This window comes from Prochlorococcus marinus, from assembly GCF_001180245.1.
Classification (GTDB): Bacteria; Cyanobacteriota; Cyanobacteriia; order PCC-6307; family Cyanobiaceae; genus Prochlorococcus_A; species Prochlorococcus_A marinus_F.
In genome coordinates, this window is the sequence record NZ_CVSV01000019.1 from 1 (window position 1) to 412 (window position 412).

A 412-nucleotide genomic window follows, 5' to 3' on the forward strand; every position below is an offset into this window, starting at 1 on the left:
CAAAAAGACAAACAAAAACAAGAACAAAAGCAAATACTCTAATTAACCAAGTGTTAGTTTTATTCATTAATTAATTACAAGTAGTAAGCGTTTCATTTATTTAGTTTTGATATATTGTCCCAACTTGGCTTCTTACTTACTTTTTTAATTAATTCCTTTCTTTCCTCAATAGTTAAAGATTTATCATCAATAACCTTTTTCAAATTATTAGAACCCTCTGAATCAATAGCATTTTGATTCTCACCAATCTGTCTAATGTATTTTCTTAGCTTTTTATCTGGCAAACCAGCAACTGCTATTAAAGCAATAACACTAAAAAAGAAACCTCCTACAAACCACACAAAGCTGTTATAGCCTTTTTCTTGGGCGACATTAGAGACAAATAGACCAGCTACAAAAAATACAATTAATG

General features: G+C 29.1%; 1 protein-coding gene. It reads right to left on the reverse strand.

What is annotated here, in order from left to right:
- Nucleotides 1-92: 92 nt before the first annotated feature.
- Nucleotides 93-412, reverse strand: a 320-nt coding sequence (locus AMO19_RS08340) for a hypothetical protein (protein ID WP_373553999.1), incomplete at its 5' end; no start/stop codon positions are given.